This window comes from Campylobacter sp. IFREMER_LSEM_CL2151 (assembly GCF_025771725.1).
Classification (GTDB): domain Bacteria; phylum Campylobacterota; class Campylobacteria; order Campylobacterales; family Campylobacteraceae; genus Campylobacter_D; species Campylobacter_D lari_C.
On sequence record NZ_JAKMQT010000006.1, the window covers coordinates 19878 to 43847 of the forward strand.

Consider the following 23970-nt stretch of genomic DNA (forward strand, 5'->3'; position numbering starts at 1 on the left):
AATGCAAATTTCTACTAAATTAAAACCTTATTATGAAAATATAAGCTTTGAGCGTGAAGATGGTACTATGATAGTAAATCTTGGTCCCCAACATCCAAGTGCTCATGGAAATTTACGCCTTATTTTAGAACTTGATGGAGAAGAAATCACCAAGGCTGCTCCTTGTATAGGCTATATGCATCGTGGTATGGAAAAAATGGCTGAAAATATGATCTATCAAGAGTTTATCCCGACTACTGATAGAATGGATTATATCGCAGCTAGTGCAAATAATTATGCCTATGTAGCTGCTGTAGAAAAACTTTGTGGTTTGGAAATTCCACGCAGAGCAAGTGTGATAAGGATGATTTTGCTTGAGTTAAACCGCATTGCTTCGCATTTGTTATGGCTTGCTACACATGCTCTTGATATTGGTGCGATGACAGTATTTTTATACTGCTTTAGAGAGCGTGAATATGTGCTTGATCTAATAGAAAAATATTGTGGGGCAAGACTTACACATTCATCTATGAGAATAGGTGGGGTAATGCTTGATTTACCCGAAGGTTTTTTAGATGAACTTTTAGCATTTTGCAATAAATTTCCAAATGATATAAAAGATTATGAAGCCTTGCTTGATGATAATAGAATTTGGCGTGCAAGAACTGAAAATGTAGGAGTGGTAAGTAAAGAACAAGCGCTAAGTTGGGGTTGTAGCGGGGTTATGCTAAGAGGAAGTGGGATTGCTTATGATGTTAGAAAAGAAGAGCCTTATTTGCTTTATGATGAGGTAGATTTTGGCGTACCTGTGGCCAAAATGGGTGATTCTTATGCAAGATATAAGGTTTATATGCAAGAATTTAGAGAAAGTTTGAAAATTTTAGTTCAATGTGCTAAGCTTTATCAAGACACTCCGCCTGAAATTTTATGCAATCATCCTGAGTATGTAAGCGCTTCAAAAGAGCAAATCATGACACAAAATTATTCACTTATGCAACATTTTGTCCTAGTAACCCAAGGCTTAAAGCCACCAAAAGGCGAGGTGTATGTGCCAACTGAAAGTCCAAAAGGCGAACTTGGGTTTTTTATTCACTCAGATGGTAGCGGTAGGCCATATAGATTAAGAGCTAGAACCCCAAGTTTTTTTCACTGTGCGTTTTTAGAAGAAATGCTTGTTGGATCATATTTGGCTGATGCGGTGGCGATTTTAGGAAGTATTAATATAGTTTTAGGTGAGATAGACCGATGAGACGCGTGGATTTAAGAAAAAGTCAAGATTTGTTTAAGGATTTAGAGCAAATCATTCAAAATGGCTATATGGGTGAAGTTTTAGTGGTTTTGTTTGAAATAGGAGATTTTTCTAATGTAGAAAAAAGTTTTGCTTTCATAAAAGAGCAAAATTGTGAACTTTTAAATTCTTTAAAATTTAATCAAGTAGATTGGACTATAGTTTTTAAAAAGGTAGGACAATGAAATTAGCAAGATATCAAGAAGGCTTAAATGCTTTGTGTTTTGTGGATTTGCTTTCTTTAAAAAATCCTTCGCTTTGTGCTAAGCTCAACAAAAGTAAAAATTACAATATTTCCTGTTTAGAAGATAAAAATTTAAAAGCAAGCTTTTATAAATGTGAGATTGCAAGTGTACCTTTCGTGCTTGCATTACTTTGTAAGATGAGTTTAGAAGCTGAATTTAACGAGCTTGATGAGGGTTATTTAAGTGCTGAATCTTGCTTTGGCGAAGAAGAGGCTTTAGAGATTTTGGAGTTTTTAAAAGAAGCAAAGTGTATTATTTTTGATGAAAATTTATACCAACATAAAGACTTTGAAAATATTAAGTATTTTTTAGAAAAACTTTGTCATAAATTTAATCTTTTGCTAATTTGCTCTAATGAAAACGAAGAAAATTTATCAATACAAAATTCTTTTAGTGAACTTTTAGAACTTGATAATTTTGATGGAACTATCATCATGCAAGCACCTTTAAGGGATAAAAATTTGCATTGTTCTTCATCTTTTGCTTTGATTGCTAAGGTTAAAGATGAGGATAAAATTAATTTAAAAATAAACACTCAAGAATTTACAACTATAGTAAAAATCAATCATGATTTAAAAGGCACGGTGGCTTTGTTTGATTATGAAAGCGCTGATTTTGCTTTTTCAAAAGCTCAAGTTAAGGTTATAAAATGAAAGTTATCATTAATGGTATAGAATGTGAGGCAAATGAGGGTGAGTATATCTTAAATGTCGCAAGAAAAAATGATATTTTCATTCCTGCAATTTGTTATTTAAATGGTTGTTCTCCAACACTTGCATGTCGTATGTGTATGGTAGAAGCTGATGGTAAAAAGGTTTATTCTTGCAATACTAAAGTTAAAGAAGGTATGGTAGTAGAGAGTGATTTGCCAAATTTATGGGATGAGCGCAATGCTATCATGCAAGCATATTGTATCAACCACCCTTTACAATGTGGGGTATGTGATAAATCTGGCGAATGTGAGCTTCAAAACTTTACACACAAGGCAAGAGTAAATGTGCAAAATTATTGGATTAAAGATACCCATAAAGAGCATAAAAAATGGGGCGAGATTAATTATGATCCAGCTTTATGTATAGTGTGCGAAAGATGTATCACAGTTTGTAAAGATAAAATAGGAGAAAGTGCTTTAAAAACTACTCCAAGAGGAGCAAATGCACCTGATGCAAGTTTTAAAGAAAGTATGAGTAAAGATGCGCTAGCGATTTGGACTAAATTTCAAAAGAGTTTAATTGCGCCAAGTAGCGGTAATATGCTTGATTGTTCTTTTTGTGGAGAATGTACAAGTGTATGCCCAACGGGAGCCTTGGTGGGTTCGGCTTTTCAATATACATCTAATGCTTGGGAATTAAAGAAAATTCCAGCTAGTAATCCCCATTCTAGTGATTGTGAGTTGATGTATTATGATATTAAACAAACTAGTATTAATAATCAAAAAGAAAAAATTTATAGAGTGAGCAATGACTTTGCTTTTGCTACGCTAAATAAAGCTGCAAGATATGGTTTTAATACCCAAAATGAAGTTCAGGGTAAAGACGAAAAAGCTTTTGAAAAATTAGTAAATATGATAAAAAATAATGAAATAAAAAATATTTTATTTAATAGTTTTATTACTAATGAAGAAGCCTTAATCTTGCAAAATTTAAGTAAAAAATTTAATCTTAATCTTATAAACCATGAAGCTAAAAAATTCCAAGATTTCCTAGCTTGTTTTTATCAAAATGCAAATGCAATGTATAACGCAAATACAGATGATATCACTCAAAGTGATTTTTTAATCATCGTAGGTTCATTTTTACGCTATGATGCGCCAACGCTAGGATATAAAGTTAATAACGCTTTAGTGATGAATAAAGGTGCAGGGCTATATTTTCACCCTATAAAAGATAAAGGTGTGGATAAATATTCTAAAAATTTCTTGCAGATTAATCATGATATTAAAGATAATGAAAATATTTTATTATTTATCTTGCAAAAATTTGCCAAAGAGCTTCCACAAGATTTTAAAAATACATTAGAAAGTGCGTATTATCAAGCCACTAAAGAAATAGAAGAAACTATTAATGAAGAAGTTGTTGAAAAGATAGAAAAGCAAAATGAAAATGGTGACACTATTATAGAAGAAGTTAAAAAACTTGTGCCTAAAAAAATTAAAAAAAGCATAGAAGTGCAAAGATCAAATTATGCGAAAAATCTTGGTATAGATGAGGATATTTTAGAAACTTTATTAACTAAAAAGCAAAAATTTACACTTATTATAGGAAGTGATTTTTACTATGATGAGCAAAGCGTAAAGCTAGCAAAACTTTGTGCTTTGGTGCAAAAATATACTGATTTTAAAGTCTTTTTAAATCCAACTTGCACCAATACTTTAGGCGTGAGTTTAATTTGTGATTTAAGTCAAGATTTTCAAGCGGGAAAAACACTAGGTTATAACGAAAAAGGTGATTTTACTTTTTCTTATGATGGGTATTTTGATCTTGCAAGTTCTAGTTTAAATCAACAAGAAGGTAGCTTTGTCAATTATGACAAAAGATTAGTTCCTACAAATGCAGCTTTAGAATTTAAAGGTTATTTTTTAAATGATTTAGCAAATGCTTTAGATTTTGATGAGGAATTTACGATCAACTATACTAAATTTTTACCACAAAATAAAGGCTTTAAGGCAATTGATTTTGATGAGTTAGAAAATCATTATGATAATGGTGGGGTAAATCATAGAGGTTATGAGCTTGATTTTTCCCATTTTGAGTTTGAAAAAACATTAAGCGTTCAAGAAGTTAAAGAACAAAATGAAGGAAATTTGACTTTATATCATGCAAATAGCATTCATCAGTTTTCAAAGCTTAGTAATAGAGCTTTTAATGAGGTTGGAGCTTTATTTTTATCGTCTGATTTAATGCAAAAATTTGATTTAAACCAAGATGATAGTGTTATTTTAAAAAATGAAAAAACTCAAATTGCTATAAGTGTAAAATGCGATGAATCTTTAGAAAATGGCGCGTATTTGGGGGATTATGATAGTAAGATTGATTATAAATCTTTATTTAATAATACTCGATATGCAAAAGTTTGGCTTGAAAAAGCAGGAGCTAAAATATGAGTGATATTACTTTTTTTATTATAGAAACAATTATCAAATGCGTGCTTGTTATAGCTATTTTTGCTACTTTAGCAGGCTTGGCAACTTATCTTGAAAGAAAGGCTTTGGCTTTATTTCATCGTCGTTTAGGGCCTGATATGGTAGGTCCTTTTGGATTGCTTCAAGTAGTTGCTGATATGATTAAGCTTTTTACTAAAGAAGATATAGTGCCAACTTATGCTCAAAAAGTGGTGTTTTTAATCGCTCCATTGATTGCAGCAATTTGTGCTTTTGTAGCAATTGCAGCTATTCCTATTTTTCCTGAATTTACTTTATTTGGTAGAGTGATTCGTCCTATTATCGCTGATATTAATGTGGCCTTGTTATTTGTTATAGGTATGGGTGGGGTTAGTTTTTATGCGATTTTTTTAGGAGGCTTGGCTAGTAATAATAAATGGTCATTACTAGGTGGGGCAAGAGGGCTTGTTTCTATTATCTCTTATGAGAGTGTTGCAGGACTTTCTTTGGTGTGTGTTGTAATGCTTGTTGGCTCTTTATCTTTAGTAGATATTAATAACTATCAAAGCGAAGGCATACTTTCTTGGCTTATTTTTAAACAGCCTTTAGCTTTTATTTTATTTGTAATAGCCATTTTTATAGAAACTAATAGAACTCCACTTTGTTTAAGCGAAAACGAAACTGAACTTGTTTCAGGTTATGGCACTGAATATAGTGGGCTTAGATGGGGTATGTTTTTTATTGGTGAATATACAGCCATGATTACCGGAGCGATTATGATATCGCTTTTATTTTTGGGTGGATTTAATGATTTTTGGATTATACCAGGGGCTATTATGATGCTTTTGAAAGTGTCTTTTGTGTTCTTTTGGTATTTTTGGGCTAGAGGGGCTTTTCCGCAACTGCGTCCTGATCAAGTAATGAGAATGTGTTATTTGATTTTAATTCCTTTAGCGGTTTTAAATTTATTAATTAGTGCTTTAGTACTTGTGATATAGGAAAAACAATGAAAAAAGGTTATTTTAAAGTAGATTTTGAGCGTAAAAATCCTCAAAATGCTTATGAAAAATTCATACAAGTAATCAAGCGTTCTTTAAATACAGAACTTTTTGTAGGTTTATTTGTTGTATTAAGAGAAATGTTTAAAAAGAACAATAGTGCAACGATTAAATATCCTATGGAAAAAGTTGCTTTAGATAATCGCTACCGTGCAGTTCATCGCTTAATGCGTTTTATTGAAAGTGAAAGTGAATGTTGTATTGGTTGTGGCTTGTGCGAAAAAATTTGTATTAGTAATTGCATAAGAATGGAAACAAGTTTAAGCGAAGATGGTCGTAAAAAGGTTGAAAATTATAGTATTAATTTAGGGCGTTGTATTTATTGTGGCTTTTGTGCTGATGTTTGTCCTGAACTTGCCATTGTACATGGTAAAGAGTATGAAAATGCAGCAGAACAAAGATCTTATTTTGGTCAAAAGCAAGATTTTTTAACTCCTATTGATGAGCTTAAAAATCAAGTGGTATTTGAAGGAAGTGGTAGTTTAAGAAAAGATGCTGATGATTTAGTAAAGAAAACTCCAAATTATTATGAGATAGATTTGCAAAGACAGCAAGATACCCCAAAGGAAGAAAATGTTTGAAACGATAGCTTTTTGTCTGTTAAGTGTTTTGGTATTGGGATTTTTTCTAATTAGTGTTTTAAGTACTAGTGTGCTTTATGCTATTAGTTCTTTGGCTGCGGCTATGGTTTTTTTAAGCGGATTTTATTTTTTACTGAATGCTGAATTTATTGGAGCGATTCAAATTATCGTTTATAGTGGGGCTATTTTAGGTCTTTATAGTTTTGCTATGATGTTTTTTGATGCTTCGATAAAAGTAAAGGAAAGTCTAAAAGGTAAAAGAGTATTTATTTTTGCTGTGATTTTTAGCGCGATTTTGTTAATTAGTATTATTATGGGTTATAGTTTTGGTTTAAATGAAGCTAATGAAGTTTATGGTCTTGATTCAACCCAGCAAATAGGTTTTGCCCTATTTACAAAATACATGCTTGCTTTTGAATTTATGGCAATTTTACTTTTAATAGCTTTAATTTGTGCAATAGCACTTACTCAAAAAAATATAAAAAAGGATGAGCAATGATGTTAGAAAAATACTACATTGTGGCTATTTTGATGTTTATCATTGGTCTAATAGGTATTATAAAACGCCAAAATTTAATTATGCTTTTTATTTCAAGTGAAATTTTATTAAATGCTGCTAATTTGGCCTTAGTTACAGCAGGGGCTTCCCATAAAGATATAGAAGGACAAATTTTTGCTTTATTTGTAATGGGGGTTGCAGCTTGTGAAGTAGCTGTTGGGATAGCACTTTGTGTTTTATGGTATAGAAAAACAGGAACATTAGAGCTTGGCTCTTTAGCTGAAAAAGGAGAGTTAAAATGCAAAATTTAGCCTTAATTGCGCTTTTTTCTCCTTTAGTTTCAGCTATTGTTTTAGGTATTTTTGCTTTTAGTGCTAAGAAAATTATTTTAGGTTATTTAGCTTCTTTATTTATAGCTTTTTCAGCACTTGCTTCAATTATTTTATTAAGCAATGGGGTGCATTTTAATTTTGAACTTGGTACTTGGATATCTTTAATAGATGTTAGTTTTGGTTTTAAAATAGACTCCATTACTTTAATTATGATGAATGTAGTAAGTATAGTTGCTACTTTTGTGCATTTATATAGTATATTTTATATGGAGCATGATGAAGGGTTTAATCGCTATTTTAGTTATTTAGGACTTTTTGTTTTTTCTATGATGTTTTTGATTATGAGTGATAATTTCTTAGGACTTTTCATAGGTTGGGAAGGTGTTGGACTTTGCTCATGGCTTTTGATAGGTTTTTGGTATCATAATGAAAAATATACCTTTGCTGCTAATGAAGCATTTATCATGAATAGAATTGCAGATTTGGCTTTGCTTTTAGGAATTTTCTTAATTTATATAGAGTTCAATTCTTTAAAATACGATGAGTTTTTTACCCTTTTATCTTTAGGGCATGAAAATGATATGATTTTGATTTTAATAGCGCTTTTACTTTTTGTGGGTGCTATGGGTAAATCAGCGCAATTTCCTTTCCATACTTGGCTTGCTGATGCTATGGCAGGACCTACACCAGTTTCAGCACTAATCCATGCTGCGACTATGGTTACTGCGGGAGTTTATTTAGTAATTCGCGCAGGAGAGCTTTATTTGCAAGTTCCTGAAGTAGGGTATTTTATCGCTATACTTGGAGCTTTTGTAGCGCTTTTTGCTGCTTCTATGGCTATGGTGGCTAAAGATTTAAAAAGAATTATTGCTTATTCAACACTTTCTCAACTTGGGTATATGTTTGTAGCAGCAGGTCTTGGGGCTTATGCTATAGCTTTATTTCATCTAGCAACCCATGCATTTTTTAAATCTTTATTGTTCTTAGGTGCAGGTAATGTAATGCATGCGATGAATGATAAGCTTGATATTAGTAAGATGGGTGGACTTTATAAAAGTATGCGTTTTAGTGCTATTTTAATGCTTATAGGCTCTTTGGCTTTGGCAGGAATTTATCCTTTTGCAGGATTTTTCTCTAAAGATTTAATTTTAGGATTTTCTTTTATAAGTCATCATCATGGAATTTTCTTGGTGCTTTTAATAGCAGCTTTTATGACGGCTTTTTATAGTTTTAGACTTTTAATGCTTGTATTTTTTACTCCAAAAAGATATGAAGAGCATCCTCATGAAGCTAGTAAAATAGCCTTGCTTGCGATGAGTCCTTTGGCTTTACTTGCTATTATTGCAGGGTTTTTTGAGCATAGTTTTATGGAGTTTGTAAGTCAAAACTTAGCTTTTATTGATGGACAAAATTCTTTAGTTATGGTGCTTGCAAGTGCTGCTGCAGTGCTTGGAGTGCTTTTAGCTATCATAGCTTATTGGAAAAATTGGTTTAAGCCATCACTTTCTAAAACAAGCATTTATAAGCTTTTGTTTAATGAATACTATATACCAAGGTTTTATCATCAATTTATTGTTAGCAAATATGCTTTATTTTGTGAATTTTTAAGAAAAGCTGATAAAGAAATTTTAGATACTTTGGTAGATAGTGTTGCATTTTTCCTTAAAACTTTTGCTAGAACTCTTAGCATAGGTAAGGATTATTCTTTGGTTTTAAGAATTACAGTGTTGGCTTTTGTATGTTTATTTTGTTTAGCGTTGGCGGTGTAGAATGCTTGGTTTATTAATGTTATTTCCATTTTTTGCAGCTTTTATAGCTTTGTTTTTGCAAAAAGAAGATAGCAAGTCTTTTGCTGTTTTAGTTAGCTTTTTGATTTTAGTTTTAAATGTTTTTTTATTATTTAATTATCATGGTGGTATAGCTTATGAGTTTAGTTTAAATTCTTTAATAGTTAATTTTCATATCGGTGTAGATGCTATAGCACTTTATTTGATGTTGCTTTGTTCTATTATGATTTTTTTATCTTTTATATGTTTGGATATTCAAGATAAAAGTGTTGTGGTAAGTATATTTTTATTGCAATTTTGTATTATAGGGCTTTTTGCTTCATTAGATGCTTTATTATTTTATGTATTTTGGGAGTTTTCTCTTATACCGCTTATTTATTTAATAGGCAGATATTCAGATAATTATAAAGCAGGGATTAAATTTTTCATTTATGCATTTTGTGGTTCTATGCTCATGCTTTTAGCGATTATTTATGTAGGGTTTTTGTATTATCAAAGTTTTGGGTATTGGAGTTTTGATTTACTTGCTTGGTATCAGAGTGAATTTTTCATACCTGAAAGTGTGCAAAATTTAATCTTTATAGGATTTTTTATCGCTTTTGCGATTAAAAGTCCTTTATTTCCTTTCCACACTTGGGCACCAAAAGTTTATGCAAAAAGTCCGACTTTAGTATCTGTAATGCTTGTTAGTTTTAAAATGGCTCCTTTTGGATTTTTAAGATTTATCTTGCCTTTAACACCTGATACTTTAAATCATTATTATTCTTTACTTGCTATTTTATGTATAGTTGGAATTTTATATGCAGCTTTAATTGCCTTTAAAACCAAGGATTTAAAAGAATTAATCGCTTATAGTTCAATTTCGCATTTGGGTGTGGTGATTTTAGGTATTGTGACTTTTACTTATAATGGGGTAAGTGGTTCTGTATTTTACATGTTTGCACATGGTATAGTAACAGGTGGTTTGTTTTTGGCTGCTTATATGCTTTATAAAAGATATCATACTTTCGATTTAGACTTTTATAAAAATTTAGCTAAAACAACTCCATTATTTAGCTTTTTCTTTGCAGTGTTATTATTTTCATCTATTTCACTACCTTTGACCATTTCTTTTGTAGGTGAGTTTTTAATTTTACAAGGCATAGCAAGCGTGAATTTATGGTATGCATTGTTTGCAGGTGGTGTGATTATTTTAGGAGCTATTTATATGCTAAATATTTATAGAAATATGTTTTTTGCCACTAACGCAGAAAAAATGGAGAAATTAGTATTAAAAAAAGGCGAAATTTTTGTGTTGAGTATTTTAAGTGCTTTGGTAATTTATTTAGGGATAGCTCCAAGTGCTATGCTTGATCAAATTGCTTTGAATGTAAATAGCATTCTTGAAGTTATGCAAACAAGAAATATTGCAATAGAAAATCAAAAAATCATAGACGATATAAGAGGTTTTTAATGAGTGGCTTTAGTTTAGAAAAATTGAATTTTGTATTATTATTTCCTGTGTTGTCATTGCTTTTTTGGGCTATTGCTTTACTTTTATTGGGTGCATTTAAAAAACTTTCTAGAAATTTTTATATAGGAGCAAGTGTTATAGCTTTGCTTAGCACCTTATGTTTTTTATTGCTTTATAATGGCTTTGTTTTAGATAATTCTCATGCTTTTTTTGGTTTATTTGTAAGCGATAATTATGCAATTTTTGCTCAATTAGTTATTTTAGTTTTTTCTATGCTTTATTTATTGATGGATAAAGATGAGCAAAAGCCAGAGTTTTTTTCTTTATTTTTATTTATGGTTGCATCTTTGATATTAATGGTATCAAGCACTAATTTAATCGTAATTTTCCTAGCATTAGAAGGTTCTTCTTTAGCTCTTTATACTCTTATTGCTTTAAGAGGAACTCATAATGCTATTAGCTCTAGTATAAAGTATTTTACTTTAGCTGCGGTGGGAGCTGGGTTCTTTGTCTTTGCTTGTGCTTTTGTGTATTTAAAAACTAAGTCTTTGGATTTAGATAATTTATTGCATTCTGAATACATTTCAGATCCTATCTTGCTTTGTGCTGGAGTAATGTTTTTAGTTATTGTTGGGGTAAAGCTTTCTATCGCACCTTTTCACTTTTGGTTAAAAGATGTGTATTATGGTGTACATACAAATTTTATAGCATTTATATCTATAGTACCAAAAATAGCTATGATAATAGTAGTTTTAAGAATTTTTTCTGCTTTGGGTGGTGGGGTAAAATTTGAATATATAGTAGCATTGCTAGCGATTTTTTCTATGCTTGCTGTAAGTATAGTAGCTTTAATCCAAAAAGATGTAAAAAAAATGCTTGCATATAGTTCTATTACTCATTCTTCTTTTATATTAGCAGTTATTGTTTCTAGCATGAGTGTAAGTTCTCAAGGAGATGGGACTTCTTATTTGCTTTCAATTTTTGCTTTGTTTGTGTATTGGATTTCTTTTGCTTTCGCAAATTATGGAATTTTTTTGATATTGAGTTTATTTCAAAAAAGTTCATTTGAGAGTTTTTCGGGTTTGTTTGATCAAAGACCGGTATTGTCTATAATGTTAGCTATATTTATTTTATGTATAGCAGGTATTCCACCTTTTGGGATTTTTTGGGGCAAAATTTTAATTTTAGCTTCTATTTTAAACTCAGGCTATTATGTGCTTGTATTTGCCATAGCTTTAAGTTCTATGATTATGCTTTATGCTTATTTGAAAATTTTAATTTATGTTTTTTTCAAAAAAGCTCAAATCATAGAAAGTGCAAACTTAGATATAAAACAAAAGATTATTTTGTGCTTGTGTTTGATTGGAAGTGTTTCTTGCGTGTTTTTGCTTTTGTAAAATAATATTGCTATAATCACGCTTATGATAAGGGTTTTATTTTTATTTTTATTAAGTATAACTTATACATTTTCTTTTGAAATTATTGTTAATAAAGGGGAAGAACACAAGCGCCCCTTTACACTTTTGCATTTAAAAGATAATAAAGATTTTACCTGTAAAAATGTTTTTGAATTTGAAAAGACCCATTTTGAATGTAATGTTTTGGGTGTTAGCAATATGCAATTTCAAAATAAAGAGTTTGATGATTTTACAATTTATTTTGAAAAGCACCAAACCTTTTTGACAATCAAAATCTATCCTAAAATTTTAGCTAAGATGTTTAATTATTCCCAAGATATTTTTAATGCAAAAGAAATTCAAAGTCAAAGTGGAGATACTTCTAAGCATTTTGTATTTATTTTTACTAAAGATTTAAGATATTACAAACCTAGCGATGGGCTCGATTTTGATATTTATTTTGATGATGGATTAATGCCCTTTATTGGAGCTTTAGATTTAAATTCTAACCCTATGGAAACTTCTAAAAGCGCAGATTTTAACGCTTATTTTAGTATAAAACAAGAATATGAAGCAAAAAAATATGATCAAGTATTAAGAGATACTGTTAATGCTATTAAGCGTTATCAAGGTAGTGTATTTATGAATGAATTTGAGCTTTATAAATTAAGAGCGCAAAATAAACTTTATACTTATGAACTTGATAAAGACCAAGTAATTTTAGAGCAAATGTTAGATGATGCTAAAAGATGGGTGAGAACTTATATTAACGATAAAGATTATACAGAAGTGATGTATATTATGATGAGGGTTTATATGGGTTTATCACAAAGATCAAATGTTGAATATATTATAGATACTTTAAATACTGAGCATAAAGGCGATAAATACACTATAATGGCTTTGCTTGATTATGCAGATTATTTATATCATTTGGGTAAAAAAAATACCGCAAATAATATTTATCAAGATGTGTATTATTCTACTCCAAATGCAGATTTAGCCAGTAGGGCAGCTTTATTTTTATCAAAAAATTATTTAGAAACTCAAAATACAAAAGAAGCCAAAGAATTAGCAAATAAAATTTTAGAATCAAATCCTGAATTTTTCATGAGTGATTTGGAAAATTCCTTATTATTAGCTAAAGCTTTTGCTAATAATAGGGTTTATGATTTAAGTTCTAAAATTTATGAGTATATTTTTACGCATTTAACTAAGGTTGATAAAGAATATGAAAAAGTGCTAAAAGATCTTGCTTTGGCTTTATTAAATGCAAATGAGCATACCAAGGCTCAAAAATATTTAGATCTTTATGCAGAAGATTTTCCTTTGGGTGAATATGTAAGTTTAATCAAAGAAGCGCAAGATAAAAACTTTTTATATTTAAAAGATGCTAATGCAAGTTTTTTACATCAAAGATATGAAGAAATTATGAAAAAATACGCTGGAGAGATTTCTAGTAAGGCATTGTTTGATAATGTAAAATTGTATTTTCAAGAAAAAAATTATGAAAAAGTTGTAAGTTATCAAAAAGATATTGAAAAATACTCTAATAAAGAAGTTAAAAATCTTTTAGAGCAAGCTGCTATTTTAGTTTTAGAACAAAAATTAAAAAATGATGAATGTTTAGCTGCTGTGAAAATATATGATGATTTTAAAGCTTATAATGTAGGGGGTAAAATACAAAACAAAAAACAAATGCTTGAGTGTTTTAAACGCACAACGCGCATTGAAGAAGCTAAAAAATACATAGTGGACAATGAAAACGATGATATTATCTTTTATAAGCTTCAAAGTGCTGATTTAGCTCTTAAAGATAAGCGTTATGGCTTTGTTATAAAAACAATTAACGATATTTTAAACACAAGAACGATTATTAGTGATAATGAAAAATTTGAAGCAAATTATATTAAATTTTTTGCTGAGCTTAGATTACAAGATTATAATGCTATGATAAGAACTTTACAAAAATTAGAGCAATTTCCTATGAATTATCGTATGGTGGAATTATATTATGAGTTTTTGCGTTATTGTGAAAAAAATAATTTTCTAACCAGCATTTTAACTTATGCTCCAAAGGCTATTGATTATCAAAATTTAAAAGGGGTGAATCTTTTTAGTCCTGATTTAGAATTTATCTATATTAAAGCTTTAAAACAAAACAATCAAGCCCAACAAGCTTTAACTTTATTTAAAGATTTACTTGCTAATCCCTTAAAAGATGATGAGCGCGCAAGAGCTTTTTATATGCAAAGTAATGTATATGAAGATTTAAAAGATGTGCAAAATCAAAAGCAAAGTTTGCAAAATTGTATAGACATTAACGCAACGAGCAATTGGCAAAATTTATGTAAAGATAAATTAAATGTCTTAAACACTCAGCCTTGATATTTTTTTAAAATATAAGCTTTTAAATTTTCATAAGCGTTTTGAAAATCTAAAATTTCTTTATTGAATTTTTTATTAAAAGTTCTTTGTCTTTTGGCAAGTTGTCTTGTGTGGATGATGATGAGCTCTTCAAGCTCATTTAAATTTATTTTTTTATCTAAAAACTCTTTGCATTCTTTCAAACCTATGGAATTTAGTGCTTTTAAATTATGATCATAATTATCAAATAACATTTTAGCTTCATCTACTAAACCCTCATTTAGCATATTTTTAGTGCGCTTAATAATGCGTTTTTCTAAAAGATCTTTTTGCCAAGAAATTTCAAAAATATCAAGTTTTTTAATCAAAGCTTCTTGTTTGGTTTCTTTTAAAACTTTACTTGGAATTTTATTAGTTTGCTCATAAATTCCAAGCCATTTTTTCAAACGATAAGTATCGTTTTTTTCTATTTTTGCTTGTGGATCAATTTTTATCATTAAATGATAAATTTCATCATTACTTAGTGTACTTTGACTTTCTTTAAAATTTTCACTCAAACCATCCATTAAAGCTTTTAAATAAAAGCTAGTTCCACCTGTGATAATAAGTATTTGATTATTTTTTTGGGCAAAAGCCTTTGCTTTTTTGTATTCTTCAAAAAACAAAGCGATGTTAAAATGCTCATTGACATTTAATAAATTTATGCCAAAATAATCAAGCTCATCTAAGGTTTTTTGCTCTGTTTTGGCTGAAGCGATGTTGATTTGTTTATATACACAAAGACTATCAAGGCTTAAAATACTTGCGTTAAATTCATAAGCTAGTTTATTAGCAAGTTCTGTTTTGCCACTTGCGGTAGTTCCAATGAGTGCAAATTCAAAAAACATCGTAAAAATATCCTAAATTTAAAATTATTTTAGTAAAATCATAACAAAAATATATTATAAAGAGAAAAAATGCCTATATTAAAAGAAAAATTAAAAGATATTTTAGATTTGATTGTTTTTAAGCATTCTATTTTTGCCCTACCCTTTTTATTCACTTCAATGATTGTAGCTTCTGTTATTTTAAATGATAGCACTTGGTTTGGCTTTAAGGCTTTATTTTTGGGTATTATTTGTGCAGTGAGTGCAAGAAATTTTGCAATGGCGATTAATCGTTTGATGGATGAGGATATTGACAAAAATAACCCAAGATGTGCAAATAGACCTAATATCGATGGACGTATAGGTAAAACTAGTATTTTACTTTTTATTATTTTAAATGCTATTATTTTTGTTTTGGCAAGCTATTTTATTAATAAATTAGCCTTTGCTCTTTCTTTGCCGGTATTGTTTATTTTAGCTATTTATTCAGCTTTTAAAAGATTTTCATCCTTAGCGCATTTAGTATTAGGATTTTGCTTAGGACTTGCTCCTATTGCAGGTAGCATTGTAGTTTTGGGAAGTATTGAAATTTATAGTGTGATTTTGTGTTTGGGTGTTACTTTTTGGACAGCTGGATTTGATTTGCTTTATGCTTTGCAAGATATGGAATATGATAAAAAAACAGGCTTACACTCTATACCTGCTAAATTTGGACTTGAAGCAACCTTATTTATCTCAGCATTTTGTCATGTTTTAGCAGTGCTTTTTTGGCTTTTATTTGTTTGGGTGGCTCCAACGGGAAATATTGCTTTTTTAGGTGTGATAATTAGTGCGATTATTTTATTTTTTGAGCACCGCATTGTTAGAAAGAATTTTGCAAAAATTGATAAAGCATTTTTTACTTTAAATGGGTATTTAAGTATAGTGTTTTTTATATTTATTTGGGTTGATCTTTTATGGAGATAAAATTTTTTAAAAGCTCGTTAGAGCTTGAGTTTGAAGAGAGTAAAGAAAGATATGAAGAGTTTTTGCAAGAATATCTTTCAAGTAATAATTATGTCAATTTAAGCAAATGGAAAAAACTTGCTTCAAGAGTGGAATTTAGCGAAGGCGAGCAAATTATTTTTGATTTACTTATGGATATAAAACAAGAATTGTATTTGATAAAAAATGATATCAATAAAACAAAATTATTTACAGATTTAAAATATAAAGCCTTTGTGGTAGGTGTAAATTTTGCACACATTCAATTTAAAGATAAGTGTTTGACTCAAGATGAGGAATATTATGCAAGATTTGAGTTAAATGGTCAAAAAATTAGTATTTTTTTTAAAGCCTTAAATGAAAATGAGGCAAAAATCACACAAATAAAAGCAGAAGATGAGCTTGTGTATGATAATTTTGTAGCAAATATGCAAAGAGCGATGATTAAGATTTTAAAGGAGCAAGAAAATGGGTAGTGATTTATTATTGTGGCTTGTGGTAGCTTTATTAATTTTTGCTATGTTTGCTTATATGATGATAAAAGAAAAAGAAAATATTGCTAAGATTAATGAGCTTGGTAAGATGATAGAAGATTTAAACAAGCAATATCATTATTTAAAAAAAGAAAGTTTAGAGGAACAAGAACAAGAAAAAGAAGAAATAGACACTGAAGCTATTAAAGAAGAGTTAAAAGAAGAACTTTTGCAGGTATTAGAACAAAAAATCAATCAAAATATCATTCCTATTTTAAGCGCTTTAAAAGAAGTAGAAGAGGTGATTGAAGAATTTCAAAGTGAGCAAAAAAATCGCTTGTTGAATTTAGAACAAAAAACCCAAAGTATTACAAAATTAAGCCCAAGTTATGATAATGAAGAGCAAAAGGTAATAGAGCTTTTTAATCAAAAAAAATCTATTGAGCAAATTGCCAAAGATTTGCGTATAGGTATGGGTAGGGTTGAGCTTATTTTAAAATTTAATAAATTATTATAAAGGCCTTTGATGTTAGTAGATAGCTATGGAAGAGTGATTGATTATTTAAGAATTTCAGTAACACAAAGATGTAATTTTCGTTGCCTTTATTGTATGCCAAAAACTCCATTTGAATGGAGTGCTAAGGAAAATCTTTTGTCATTTGAAGAACTTTTTATGTTTGTTAAGGTTTGTATTGATGAAGGAGTTAAAAAAATTCGTATTACAGGTGGTGAGCCTTTAGTAAGAAAAGATTTGCATAAATTTATTGCTATGATTAGTGAGTATAAGCAAGATATAGACTTAGCGCTTACTACTAATGCTTCTTTATTAAAACAACAAGCAAAAGACTTAAAACAAGCAGGCTTAAAAAGAATTAATATTTCTTTAGATACCTTAAAAGAAGAAGTAGCTTTTAAATTAGCCCAAAAAAATATACTTAAAGATGTGTTAAATGGTATTAATGAGGCTTTAGAATTAGGCTTTAATATTAAATTTAACACCGTAGCTCTTAAAGGGATTAATGATAGTGAATTTATTGATCTTTTGGAATTTGCCAAAGCACGTAAAAGTCAAATTCGTTTTATAGAATTTATGGAAAATTACCATGCTTACGGAGATTTAAAAGGCTTAAAATCAGCAGAAATTTTAAATATTATTGCTCAAAAGTATTCTTTTAAGCAAGGACAAAAAAGTCCAAATGCGCCTGCGACTATTTATGAGCTTGAAGATGGATATGAGTTTGGCATTATTGATCCACATAGCCATGATTTTTGCGATAGTTGTAACCGTATAAGGCTTTCAGCCGAAGGGCTTTTAATACCTTGTTTGTATTATGATGAGGCTTTAAGCATTAAAAAGGCTATACGCAATAAAGACATAGTAGGAGCATGTGAAGTTTTAAAAACCGTGATAAAAAACAAATCAGAAAAAAATAGATGGGCAGAAAATGAAGCCAATCAAAGTTCTACAAGAGCCTTTTATCAAACAGGTGGATAATGGAAGTTGTTGAAACTTTTTTAAGCTTGCAAGGTGAGGGAAAATATAGTGGAAATTTAGCTATATTTGTAAGGTTTGCTGGGTGTAATTTTAACTGCGTAGGCTTTGGGGTAAAAAAAGAAAAAGATTCTAAAATACTTTTGGGCTGTGATACTATAAGAGCTGTTTTTACCAAAGAATTTAAAATTTGTTATAAAACATATACTTCAACAAAGCTTTTTGATGAGGTTTTAAAACTAGCAAATTCACATAAAGCTATAGTTGTCATTACCGGCGGTGAGCCTTTATTAAATTATCAAAATAAAGATTTTTTGTGTTTTGTTAATTTACTTTTAGAAAATGGTTTTAAGGTGCATTTTGAAACAAATGCAAGTATTGAAATTGACTTTGAAAAATACCCTTTGTATAAAAAATGCTATTTTGCTTTAGGGGTGAAGCTTAGTAATAGTGGGGTTAAAAAAGAAAAAAGGATTAATGAAAAAGCTTTGAAAGCTTTTAAATGCTATGCTAAGGATAGCTTTTATAAATTTGTTTTAGATAAGGATTTTTTACAAGAAAATAAAGCCTTAGGCGAAATCAATGAAATTTTACAAGTTTGTGAAAATGAGGTGTTTTGTATGCCTATGGGGTCAAATGAAGAAGAAATTTCTAAAAATGCCTTAAGTGTTGCTGAATTTTGTATAAAAAATGGATATAATTACTCTGATAGATTGCATATTAGAATTTGGGGAGATAAAGAAGGCGTATGATTATTAGAAAAATGTTTGAATTTGAAAATGCTCATATTGTTAGATTTTGTAGCTCCAAGCGATGTAAAACAAGCATACATGGCCATTCTTATAAGGTAGAAATTTTACTTGAGAGTAAATACCTTGACAATGCTGGAATGGTGTATGATTTTGGCTTGTTAAAAGATGAGATAAAACAAATTATTGATAGTTTTGATCATGCTATTACGCTTTTTAAAGATGATGATAAAGTTTATTTAGAAGATATGAAAAAACATTCACAAAGATGGGTAAGTTTGCCTGTGAATGTAAGTGCGGAAAATTTTGTACGTATATTTTTTGTACTGATAGATACCTTGCTTTTAAAGACTAAGATGGTCAATGGTGAGCAAGGTGTAAGTTTAAAAAGTATTATTGTGCATGAAACAAGAACAGGTTATGCGCAAGGTTTTAGAGAAGATGCTTATAGTGAGTTTTTACCAAAGATTAATCTAGCAGATATTGAATTTTCACAAGCTATAAGTGACGAATGGAAAGATAAAGATTTTTTTAAAAAACTTCAAGATTCAAATTTTGTTTTTGTCAATCAAAAGGAGGTATGATGAAAAAGGTTTTGTTGATTGTGCCATTATTGCTTTTTATAGCTTGTTCAAGCCAAGAAAATACAACCACAAAAAAAGAAGTACAAACTGAGCAAGTTCAAATTGAGCAAAGTGATTCTAATGTTATTATAGATGATGAAACGCTTCCTATACCCGTAGATGATGATATCAAAGATGAAAATAGTACACAAGGACAGTGATGGATCAAAGTTATGAGTTTTTTTTAGCATTACATGTGTATAGCCTATATGCAAATGGCTTTTTAATGTTGTTTTATTTGTATTTAACTCAAAGTAGTTTTTCGCAAGAGTTTATTTTTATAAAAAGAATTCGCCTATTTTTGCCAATTTATTATTTATTTTTAGCAATTACACTTTTTACAGGAAGTTTGCTTTGGGCTTTAAAGCATTTTGAGCTAAATCTCTATATACTTTCTATGTGGTTTTGTTGGATTTTGATTTTTGCTTTGGCTATTTATCAATTTGTTTTATTTAAAAAAGCAAGATTGTTTAAACGTTATGCTAAATTTAGATTTTTAAGCTTTTTTATTTTGTGTTTGGGAATATTTTTGCTTTTTGTGCCTTATTTGCTTCAAAGGTTTTATTTTTAATGCGATTTTTATATCACCCACAAAGTGGTGTTTTAAATTTAGAGTTAGAAAATGAAGCTTTTTTACACTTAAAAGCTAGAAGAATTAAAGTAGGTGATAAAATCATATTAAAAAATTTAAAAGATTTTTTTGCTTATACTTATGAATGTATAGAGTTTTCTAGACGCTCTTGCGTATTAAATTTACTTGATAAAAAAGAAGAAAAACAAGAATTAAAAACGCATTTGCATTTAGCTTTAGCGGTGATTGATCCAAAGATTATAGAAAAAACCTTGCCTTTTTTAAACGAGCTTGGAGTGGCAAAGCTTTCTTTTGTGTATATGGATTATTCACAAAAAAATTTTAAGTTAGATTTTAAAAGAATGGAAAAAATTCTTATAGAATCATCCCAACAATGCGGTCGTGCTTCTTTAATGGAGCTTGAAAGCTTTGATGATTTTAAAAAATTTCAGCAAGTTTATGAAAATATTGTTTTAATAGACTTTGAAGGTGAAGATTTGACGAGTTTTGAACCTAGTGAGCATGTGTTTTTAATAGGCGCTGAAGGTGGATTTTCGCAAAAAGAAAGAGAAGAGAATGTAAAAAAAGCAAAATTACAAGCTAATTTCATACTCAAAGCGCAAACAGCTTTAATAGGGGTTGCTTCAAAATTCATAATTTAAAAACACGCTTAAATTTAGCTATTTTTTATATAAAAATCTATATAATTACGCCTTAATGTTTTGAAAAAGGATAAACAATGAAAAAAGAAATTCACCCAGAATATGTAGAATGCAAAGTTAGTTGTGCTTGTGGAAATTCTTTTACTACTAAGTCAAATAAACCAGAAATTAAAGTTGATATTTGCTCAAGTTGTCATCCGTTTTTTACAGGTAGTGAAAAAATCGTAGATGCTGCGGGTCGTGTAGAGAAATTTAAGAAAAAATACGCAATGCAATAATGTTATATTTTATTCCTACACCCATAGGAAATTTAAACGATATTTCTTTTCATTCTTTAGAAATTTTACAAAAATGCAAACTCTTTTTATGTGAAGATACGAGAGTTTGCAAATCTTTAGTCCATCTTCTTAATGAAAAATTTAATTTAGAAATAAAACCTGATAAATATCTAGCCTTGCATACTCATAACGAAAAAGATTTTTTAGCAAAAATAGATGGCGATTTTTTTGAACAAGATATTGCATATTTAAGTGATGCGGGTATGCCAGGTATTAGCGATCCGGGGCAGTTTTTAATTGAATATGCCATTAAAAACAATATTGATTATGAAGTCTTGGCAGGGTCAAATGCTGCTTTACTTGCATTAGTTTCAAGCGCGTTTTGTAAAAAAGAATTTATTTTTATGGGTTTTTTGACTAATAAAAATCCCCAAAGACAAAAAGATATTGAAAATTTAATGCTTAATCCTTATCCTAGTATAGTTTATGAAGCACCCACTAGAATACTTAATTTAGTAGAAGAAATTAGTAAAATTGATCCTTTAAGAGAAATTTTTATCATAAAAGAAGCAACAAAGAAATTTGAAACTAAATTTAGAGCAGGAGCCTTAGAGGTTTTAGAAAAATTAAAAACAATGGATTTGCGCGGTGAATGGTGTGTAGTCATAAGTGCTAAAGAAAAGCAATTTCACCAAAATACCTTGTGTGAGCAAGATATTTATGAACTTGATTTGCCTTTAAAAACAAAGGCAAAGCTTCTTTCAAAAATCAATGCAAAATCTCCAAAAGAAAATTATCAAAAACTGCTTTTAAGTTGAATTTGGCTATTATTTAAAAATGATAGTTTATGGTAAGCAAGTGTTTTTTTATATCTTAGAAAAGCACAAAGAAAAAATTAAAGAAATTTATTTGGCAAAAGAATGTGAAAAAGCTGATTTTTCAAAAATAGCAAAAGCTTCAAAAAAAATTAAAAAGCTTGATTTTAAAACCGCACAAAGCTTAGCAAGAGGTGGAAATCATCAAGGTTTTTTAATGGAAATTGATGAGTTTGAATTTAGCTCTTTTGAAAGTTTAAAAGAAAAAGATTTTATAGTTATTTTATATAATATTAGCGATGTTGGAAATATCGGAGCTATCCTGCGTAGTGCTTATGCTTTGGGTGCTGATGGGGTTATTTTGGTAGCTAAAAGTGTAGCTATAGATGGAGTAATCCGTGCAAGTAGTGGGGCAGCTTTAGATATGAAAATAGTTTTAAATGATGATATTTTAAGCATGATAAATGAATTAAAACAAAAAGGTTTTTATATCTATGCTAGTGCAAGCGGAGGTAGTGATATACATACTATCAAGGCCAAAGATAAAAAAGTTTTGATTATGGGAAGTGAAGGTTTTGGTATAGCGCCAAAGGTGCTTAAAAAATGTGATGAGTGCGTAGGTATAAAAATGCATAATGATTTTGATAGTTTAAATGTAAGTGCAGCATTTGCAATACTTTGCGATAGGATGAAAAATGGATAGTTGGAAAAAATTAGAAGATTTAAATTTATTAGAAGTTCAAAAAAGAACACAAATAGAAATAGCTTGTCTTGAATATATCATTAAAAAAGATTTTAAGTCTTTATCTCGCTTTAATGTAAATGGCTTTATTAAAATTTTACAAAGAGAGTATGAGCTTGATTTTTCTAATTTTTTAGAAGAATATCATGCCTATTTAGAGGAAAATGGTATTGAGAAAAAAAATCATGTACATATTTCACCTAGAATGAACTCATATACCAAAGAAAGTTCGAGTGTATGGTATATTGTGATTATAGTAGTAGTGCTTTTGATAGTGGCTTTAGCTTGGGGTGTTTCAAGATTTTTCCAAAGTTCCACACTAGATGAGAATACTACTAACGTATTAAATCAAGAGCAGGTTGTTTTAGAAGAAAAAGTTGATGAAAATGAAACTCCGGTTGTTAATTTTTTTGCTGATGATGTTATAGAAAATAATGAAACAAATACAACTATTTTAGAGCCAACAGATGAGAGTAATAATACTATAGAAGAAACATTAGAGGATAATGCTAGTTTAAATATGCCTGAAGAAAATATGGTTTTGCTTAAAGAAAGTATTATAAAACCAAGTGCAGAGCTTTGGCTTGGTATGGTGGATTTAAAAACTTTTAGAAAAAGTTCTTTAACTATTAAAAACGATTATGTTTTATCTTTGGATAAAGATATGCTTATTACCACAGGTCATGCTGCTTTTAGTTTGAATGATGAAAATAACAATACTTTAGAGTTTAAAAATGGTGTGTCTAAATTTTTAATGATTAAAGATGGTAAAATCAAACAAATTACAAAAGCTGAGTTTATAAAAGAAAATAGAGGAAAATTATGGTAAGAATTTTTATATTTTCCATTTTTTTTACCCTTAATGCTTTTGCGCTAAGTGCTTTAGAAGTTGCTAAGCATATTGTTAATGATAATTCTAAAGATGCAAAATTAGAGCTTTTATTTGCAAGAAATGATTATAAAGATGAGCGTGGAAATGTAGATATTTACACCATTTCTCAAATTTTAAAAACCAATTCTTTAGCAAATTTTATATTAAATGAGCCAAAAACTTTAACTTTTAGTTTTAAAGCCCAAGCTGATTCTGTTTTATTTTTTAAAACGATTAATGATACTTTAAACGAGCTAGGCTATGTGTATTTTATACCAACTGAGTTAATTTTAAGAGAAAATTATATCACTTATAAATTAGCTGTAGATTCTCAATACATGCTTGATCCGGGAGTTTTTTATAAGGCTTTATTAGGAAGCTCTGTTTTTATTAAAGACATTTCCAAAATTTCAGAGCTAAATTATGAATATGAGCTAGATTTTTCAAAAGCAAAACCTAAAGTTAATACTCAAATTCCATTAAATACTATTACTCAATTAAATAAACCTTTAAGAGAATATATTATTGACTTGCAAGGTGCAAAAAGTATGGAGCTTAGTGCACACAATCTTGATTCTTGGTTTTGTAAAATTCAGTTTTTAGATAAAAATTTAAATTTTATTCAAGGTGTAGAAAATACACACAAACAAAATGAAGTAAATGTAAATATACCATTGGGTGCAAAATATGCTATTATAGGGGATATGTTTAGCCTTGATAATATAAAAAGGGGTTTAAAAATTTACTTAAGACGCTAA

At 29.4% G+C, this 23970-nt stretch carries 27 protein-coding genes; 26 read left to right on the plus strand and 1 reads right to left on the minus strand.

Translation table 11 applies throughout. From position 1 onward, the window contains the following. Position 1: 1 nt before the first annotated feature. From nuoD to L8V82_RS05420, 12 genes are read left to right on the plus strand one after another with little or no spacing between them, the layout of a single operon-like run. Complete coding sequence (gene nuoD, locus L8V82_RS05365) at positions 2-1228, plus strand: NADH dehydrogenase (quinone) subunit D (protein WP_039619347.1); 1227 nt, start codon at positions 2-4, stop codon at positions 1226-1228. Further along, entirely contained in the window at positions 1225-1452 is a 228-nt protein-coding gene (locus L8V82_RS05370; protein ID WP_263724265.1) for an NADH-ubiquinone oxidoreductase subunit E family protein, read from the plus strand. The genes nuoD and L8V82_RS05370 overlap by 4 nt, the downstream gene beginning before the upstream one ends. Then, positions 1449-2165 carry a hypothetical protein gene (locus L8V82_RS05375; RefSeq protein ID WP_263724266.1) on the plus strand — a complete coding sequence of 239 codons (717 nt, stop codon included), beginning with the start codon at positions 1449-1451 and terminating at the stop codon, positions 2163-2165. The genes L8V82_RS05370 and L8V82_RS05375 overlap by 4 nt, the downstream gene beginning before the upstream one ends. Further along, a complete protein-coding gene (locus tag L8V82_RS05380; protein ID WP_263724267.1) occupies positions 2162-4615 on the plus strand; it encodes an NADH-quinone oxidoreductase subunit G in 2454 nt (817 codons plus the stop codon). The genes L8V82_RS05375 and L8V82_RS05380 overlap by 4 nt, the downstream gene beginning before the upstream one ends. Continuing rightward, on the plus strand, positions 4612-5610 hold the full coding sequence (gene nuoH / locus L8V82_RS05385; protein ID WP_039619340.1) for an NADH-quinone oxidoreductase subunit NuoH: 999 nt from the start codon (positions 4612-4614) through the stop codon (positions 5608-5610). Before L8V82_RS05380 ends, nuoH begins: the two co-directional genes overlap by 4 nt. 8 nt (positions 5611-5618) lie before the next feature. Beyond that, a complete protein-coding gene (gene nuoI / locus L8V82_RS05390) occupies positions 5619-6251 on the plus strand; it encodes an NADH-quinone oxidoreductase subunit NuoI (RefSeq protein ID WP_263724268.1) in 633 nt (210 codons plus the stop codon). Further along, positions 6244-6750 (plus strand): NADH-quinone oxidoreductase subunit J, encoded by a 507-nt coding sequence (locus L8V82_RS05395; protein ID WP_263724269.1) that lies wholly within the window; start codon positions 6244-6246, stop codon positions 6748-6750. Before nuoI ends, L8V82_RS05395 begins: the two co-directional genes overlap by 8 nt. After that, entirely contained in the window at positions 6750-7061 is a 312-nt protein-coding gene (gene nuoK, locus L8V82_RS05400) for an NADH-quinone oxidoreductase subunit NuoK (RefSeq protein ID WP_263724334.1), read from the plus strand. The genes L8V82_RS05395 and nuoK overlap by 1 nt, the downstream gene beginning before the upstream one ends. Continuing rightward, on the plus strand, positions 7049-8851 hold the full coding sequence (gene nuoL / locus L8V82_RS05405) for an NADH-quinone oxidoreductase subunit L (RefSeq protein WP_263724270.1): 1803 nt from the start codon (positions 7049-7051) through the stop codon (positions 8849-8851). Before nuoK ends, nuoL begins: the two co-directional genes overlap by 13 nt. Position 8852: 1 nt before the next feature. Continuing rightward, positions 8853-10322 carry a complex I subunit 4 family protein gene (locus L8V82_RS05410; protein WP_263724271.1) on the plus strand — a complete coding sequence of 490 codons (1470 nt, stop codon included), beginning with the start codon at positions 8853-8855 and terminating at the stop codon, positions 10320-10322. Continuing rightward, a complete protein-coding gene (locus L8V82_RS05415; RefSeq protein WP_263724272.1) occupies positions 10322-11719 on the plus strand; it encodes an NADH-quinone oxidoreductase subunit N in 1398 nt (465 codons plus the stop codon). The genes L8V82_RS05410 and L8V82_RS05415 overlap by 1 nt, the downstream gene beginning before the upstream one ends. A gap of 24 nt (positions 11720-11743) precedes the next feature. Beyond that, positions 11744-14107: a tetratricopeptide repeat protein gene (locus L8V82_RS05420; RefSeq protein WP_263724273.1), complete on the plus strand. Its 2364-nt coding sequence runs from the start codon at positions 11744-11746 to the stop codon at positions 14105-14107. Here the strand turns inward: L8V82_RS05420 and miaA are convergent. Beyond that, complete coding sequence (gene miaA / locus L8V82_RS05425; RefSeq protein ID WP_263724274.1) at positions 14098-14973, minus strand: tRNA (adenosine(37)-N6)-dimethylallyltransferase MiaA; 876 nt, start codon at positions 14971-14973, stop codon at positions 14098-14100. The two genes, L8V82_RS05420 and miaA, sit on opposite strands and share 10 nt — an antisense overlap. Before the next feature lie 69 nt (positions 14974-15042). On the opposite strand from miaA, the gene mqnP reads away from it, so the two are divergent. From mqnP to L8V82_RS05495, 14 genes are all read left to right on the plus strand, one after another. Beyond that, a complete protein-coding gene (mqnP, locus tag L8V82_RS05430) occupies positions 15043-15918 on the plus strand; it encodes a menaquinone biosynthesis prenyltransferase MqnP (protein WP_039619329.1) in 876 nt (291 codons plus the stop codon). Beyond that, positions 15909-16412, plus strand: coding sequence for a hypothetical protein (locus L8V82_RS05435; RefSeq protein WP_263667312.1), 504 nt, complete (start codon positions 15909-15911; stop codon positions 16410-16412). Before mqnP ends, L8V82_RS05435 begins: the two co-directional genes overlap by 10 nt. Continuing rightward, positions 16405-16926 (plus strand): hypothetical protein, encoded by a 522-nt coding sequence (locus L8V82_RS05440; RefSeq protein WP_263724275.1) that lies wholly within the window; start codon positions 16405-16407, stop codon positions 16924-16926. The genes L8V82_RS05435 and L8V82_RS05440 overlap by 8 nt, the downstream gene beginning before the upstream one ends. 9 nt (positions 16927-16935) lie before the next feature. Beyond that, a complete protein-coding gene (gene moaA / locus L8V82_RS05445) occupies positions 16936-17904 on the plus strand; it encodes a GTP 3',8-cyclase MoaA (RefSeq protein ID WP_263674945.1) in 969 nt (322 codons plus the stop codon). Beyond that, entirely contained in the window at positions 17904-18653 is a 750-nt protein-coding gene (locus L8V82_RS05450; protein WP_263724276.1) for a 7-carboxy-7-deazaguanine synthase QueE, read from the plus strand. The genes moaA and L8V82_RS05450 overlap by 1 nt, the downstream gene beginning before the upstream one ends. Further along, on the plus strand, positions 18650-19234 hold the full coding sequence (locus tag L8V82_RS05455; protein WP_263674947.1) for a 6-pyruvoyl trahydropterin synthase family protein: 585 nt from the start codon (positions 18650-18652) through the stop codon (positions 19232-19234). Before L8V82_RS05450 ends, L8V82_RS05455 begins: the two co-directional genes overlap by 4 nt. Beyond that, positions 19234-19434, plus strand: a complete 201-nt coding sequence (locus tag L8V82_RS05460) for a hypothetical protein (RefSeq protein WP_263674948.1) — start codon at positions 19234-19236, stop codon at positions 19432-19434. The genes L8V82_RS05455 and L8V82_RS05460 overlap by 1 nt, the downstream gene beginning before the upstream one ends. After that, the gene (locus tag L8V82_RS05465) at positions 19434-19844 is read left to right on the plus strand and encodes a hypothetical protein (RefSeq protein WP_214099233.1); all 411 of its coding nucleotides are present in this window, start codon (positions 19434-19436) and stop codon (positions 19842-19844) included. Before L8V82_RS05460 ends, L8V82_RS05465 begins: the two co-directional genes overlap by 1 nt. Continuing rightward, positions 19844-20506 carry a 16S rRNA (uracil(1498)-N(3))-methyltransferase gene (locus L8V82_RS05470; protein ID WP_263724277.1) on the plus strand — a complete coding sequence of 221 codons (663 nt, stop codon included), beginning with the start codon at positions 19844-19846 and terminating at the stop codon, positions 20504-20506. The genes L8V82_RS05465 and L8V82_RS05470 overlap by 1 nt, the downstream gene beginning before the upstream one ends. 77 nt (positions 20507-20583) lie before the next feature. Next, the gene (gene rpmE / locus L8V82_RS05475; protein ID WP_012662118.1) at positions 20584-20784 is read left to right on the plus strand and encodes a 50S ribosomal protein L31; all 201 of its coding nucleotides are present in this window, start codon (positions 20584-20586) and stop codon (positions 20782-20784) included. Further along, on the plus strand, positions 20784-21602 hold the full coding sequence (gene rsmI, locus L8V82_RS05480) for a 16S rRNA (cytidine(1402)-2'-O)-methyltransferase (RefSeq protein ID WP_263724278.1): 819 nt from the start codon (positions 20784-20786) through the stop codon (positions 21600-21602). Before rpmE ends, rsmI begins: the two co-directional genes overlap by 1 nt. Before the next feature lie 19 nt (positions 21603-21621). Continuing rightward, a complete protein-coding gene (gene rlmB, locus L8V82_RS05485; RefSeq protein WP_263724279.1) occupies positions 21622-22302 on the plus strand; it encodes a 23S rRNA (guanosine(2251)-2'-O)-methyltransferase RlmB in 681 nt (226 codons plus the stop codon). Continuing rightward, positions 22295-23170, plus strand: a complete 876-nt coding sequence (locus tag L8V82_RS05490) for a hypothetical protein (RefSeq protein WP_263724280.1) — start codon at positions 22295-22297, stop codon at positions 23168-23170. The genes rlmB and L8V82_RS05490 overlap by 8 nt, the downstream gene beginning before the upstream one ends. Then, a complete protein-coding gene (locus L8V82_RS05495) occupies positions 23164-23970 on the plus strand; it encodes a hypothetical protein (protein ID WP_263724281.1) in 807 nt (268 codons plus the stop codon). Before L8V82_RS05490 ends, L8V82_RS05495 begins: the two co-directional genes overlap by 7 nt.

Coding starts and splice junctions, on each gene's coding strand:
- rlmB (WP_263724279.1), top strand. CDS start 21,622: ATGATAGTTTATGGTAAGCAAGTGTTTTTTTATATCTTAGAAAAGCAC.
- rsmI (WP_263724278.1), top strand. CDS start 20,784: ATGTTATATTTTATTCCTACACCCATAGGAAATTTAAACGATATTTCT.
- nuoL (WP_263724270.1), top strand. CDS start 7,049: ATGCAAAATTTAGCCTTAATTGCGCTTTTTTCTCCTTTAGTTTCAGCT.
- L8V82_RS05465 (WP_214099233.1), top strand. CDS start 19,434: ATGGATCAAAGTTATGAGTTTTTTTTAGCATTACATGTGTATAGCCTA.
- L8V82_RS05395 (WP_263724269.1), top strand. CDS start 6,244: ATGTTTGAAACGATAGCTTTTTGTCTGTTAAGTGTTTTGGTATTGGGA.
- L8V82_RS05460 (WP_263674948.1), top strand. CDS start 19,234: ATGAAAAAGGTTTTGTTGATTGTGCCATTATTGCTTTTTATAGCTTGT.
- L8V82_RS05450 (WP_263724276.1), top strand. CDS start 17,904: ATGGAAGTTGTTGAAACTTTTTTAAGCTTGCAAGGTGAGGGAAAATAT.
- nuoD (WP_039619347.1), top strand. CDS start 2: ATGCAAATTTCTACTAAATTAAAACCTTATTATGAAAATATAAGCTTT.
- L8V82_RS05455 (WP_263674947.1), top strand. CDS start 18,650: ATGATTATTAGAAAAATGTTTGAATTTGAAAATGCTCATATTGTTAGA.
- L8V82_RS05410 (WP_263724271.1), top strand. CDS start 8,853: ATGCTTGGTTTATTAATGTTATTTCCATTTTTTGCAGCTTTTATAGCT.
- nuoH (WP_039619340.1), top strand. CDS start 4,612: ATGAGTGATATTACTTTTTTTATTATAGAAACAATTATCAAATGCGTG.
- L8V82_RS05415 (WP_263724272.1), top strand. CDS start 10,322: ATGAGTGGCTTTAGTTTAGAAAAATTGAATTTTGTATTATTATTTCCT.
- L8V82_RS05380 (WP_263724267.1), top strand. CDS start 2,162: ATGAAAGTTATCATTAATGGTATAGAATGTGAGGCAAATGAGGGTGAG.
- rpmE (WP_012662118.1), top strand. CDS start 20,584: ATGAAAAAAGAAATTCACCCAGAATATGTAGAATGCAAAGTTAGTTGT.
- nuoI (WP_263724268.1), top strand. CDS start 5,619: ATGAAAAAAGGTTATTTTAAAGTAGATTTTGAGCGTAAAAATCCTCAA.
- miaA (WP_263724274.1), bottom strand. CDS start 14,973: ATGTTTTTTGAATTTGCACTCATTGGAACTACCGCAAGTGGCAAAACA.
- L8V82_RS05375 (WP_263724266.1), top strand. CDS start 1,449: ATGAAATTAGCAAGATATCAAGAAGGCTTAAATGCTTTGTGTTTTGTG.
- L8V82_RS05420 (WP_263724273.1), top strand. CDS start 11,744: ATGATAAGGGTTTTATTTTTATTTTTATTAAGTATAACTTATACATTT.
- L8V82_RS05495 (WP_263724281.1), top strand. CDS start 23,164: ATGGTAAGAATTTTTATATTTTCCATTTTTTTTACCCTTAATGCTTTT.
- L8V82_RS05370 (WP_263724265.1), top strand. CDS start 1,225: ATGAGACGCGTGGATTTAAGAAAAAGTCAAGATTTGTTTAAGGATTTA.
- nuoK (WP_263724334.1), top strand. CDS start 6,750: ATGTTAGAAAAATACTACATTGTGGCTATTTTGATGTTTATCATTGGT.
- L8V82_RS05440 (WP_263724275.1), top strand. CDS start 16,405: ATGGGTAGTGATTTATTATTGTGGCTTGTGGTAGCTTTATTAATTTTT.
- L8V82_RS05470 (WP_263724277.1), top strand. CDS start 19,844: ATGCGATTTTTATATCACCCACAAAGTGGTGTTTTAAATTTAGAGTTA.
- L8V82_RS05435 (WP_263667312.1), top strand. CDS start 15,909: ATGGAGATAAAATTTTTTAAAAGCTCGTTAGAGCTTGAGTTTGAAGAG.
- mqnP (WP_039619329.1), top strand. CDS start 15,043: ATGCCTATATTAAAAGAAAAATTAAAAGATATTTTAGATTTGATTGTT.
- moaA (WP_263674945.1), top strand. CDS start 16,936: ATGTTAGTAGATAGCTATGGAAGAGTGATTGATTATTTAAGAATTTCA.
- L8V82_RS05490 (WP_263724280.1), top strand. CDS start 22,295: ATGGATAGTTGGAAAAAATTAGAAGATTTAAATTTATTAGAAGTTCAA.